Genomic DNA, 1669 nt, shown 5'->3' with positions numbered 1-1669 from the left:
GTCATGAGCATTTGGGCATTCATGACAAAGTACCCGCCGTTTTTGGTCCCTTCATCCGATTTCGCGGTGCCGGTAAGGGTCTCGGCACGCTTGCGGGCGACGGTGAAGTCCTCGCAGCCGTCTGTGATGGCCCACTGCAGTTGCAGCGGCCAGTTGGACAGGCCCGTCGGGTCGAGCACCATGACAGGCCCGTACTTCTCGCGGGCCTTGGCCGTCGCGTACAGCACGTCCGTCTTGGAGGAGGTAGCCAGCACACTGCCGGGGAAGTCGAGAATCCACGGCATGATCAACTGTGACGTCTTGCCCTCGCGGGGAGGAGCGACGATCAGGACGGTCTCCTCGAACGGGATGTACAACTTCACGCCGGTCGGGACGGCGGTGCCGCAGAAGACAGCGACCTCGGTCACCGGGACGTCGGTTACTTTCGGCGGCGCGCTGGAGCGCCAGGGAAGCGCTCTCGCGGGTGCGGCCGCCTTGTCGAGAGAGGGCCGCGGTGTGGCCAGGCTCGGTCGCAGCGCGCCAAGCCGGGACAGGGCCTTGGCCTCGCCCATGGCGTCTTCGAGCTGTCCGGTGGTGGCCAGCCCGTCGGTGCCCTCGTCCCGCATTGACCTCCAGCGCCGCCATCCTGCACGGGCGCCCCAGCAGGAGCCGGTCGCCGCGGCGAGGAAGGGCGGGTAGAAGGCGAACGGGCCGCCCACCCCGGCCCCCGCCGGGTAGGCGTCCTGCGGGTGCAGCGGATCTGTCACCAGGGCGGGAATGGCGGATGCCGTCTCGTTCCACGACACCATGGCGGGCGAGGCGTGTGCGAGCAGACCGGAAAGGACGGCGCCCGCCCAGGCCCAGAGAGTGAGCGCAACTGCGGTCACGCACAGGGCGATCCACCAGGCGTCCTTGTAGACATGCAGGCGGTTGCCCGAGTGCGGGGTGACAACCCCGGCCACTACCGTGCACCCCCACCGGCGGATGTCCCATCGCTCCCAGCGGATCGGGCCGGGATCGGTTCAGGGCCGGGCCCGCTGCGTGGACGGCTGGCGCCGCCCATCAGGGCCACGCGCGCCCAGCCGGGCAGCTGCAGGTACTCGGCCATGGAGTCGGCGTCGGCCTTGTGAATACTCGAATCGGTCATCACGCAGCGCTCTTTCGCATCGAGATGAGCGGTGCCGCGGGCCCCTGGCTCCCGGAGCTGGCCTCGGTCATCTTGCGGTTGGTGTTGGTCAGCTCCGACTCGGTGGCACTGCGGATGTGCTCCACCAAGTGCATCCGGTTACCCACCTGCCACACGGCCCGCCCCGGAGAGCACCGGCTCGCGCCGTCGACCAGCGCCTCGCGCGCCCAGTCGGGCAGTTGCAGGTAGTCCGCCGTGATGTCGGCCTCGGATTTGTCCATGTGGTAGAGCACCCGGGTGGCGGTGAGCTTCAAGATGGCCGCGGCCTCGGGTGCCTCATCGACCATCAGGTCGCCGAGATGGTGCAGGATCGCCCAGAACGACAGACCAAGCCGCCGCCCGTACCGCACGAATTCCTCAAAAAGCCTGGCCACAGGCCGGTGAGAGAGGATGTGCCACGCCTCTTCGACGATCAACGTTCGCTTGATGCTGTCCCCGGGCTTGATCCACGCGTAGCGCAGCCACGGACCGATCACACTCATCAGCAACGGCATGGCCTCACCC

The 1669-nt window shown here is 68.0% G+C and carries 1 protein-coding gene and 1 pseudogene; both read right to left on the bottom strand.

Annotated elements, in window-relative coordinates:
- On the bottom strand, window positions 1-941 hold a 941-nt coding region (locus ACWFR4_RS48780), incomplete at its 3' end, for a type IV secretory system conjugative DNA transfer family protein (protein WP_453658425.1).
- 184 nt (window positions 942-1125) lie between these two features.
- Window positions 1126-1669: pseudogene (locus ACWFR4_RS48775) on the bottom strand (ATP/GTP-binding protein); the annotation flags it as partial.

This window comes from Streptomyces sp. NPDC055140, assembly GCF_053607285.1.
This window is presented reverse-complemented; position numbering and strand designations above follow the sequence as displayed.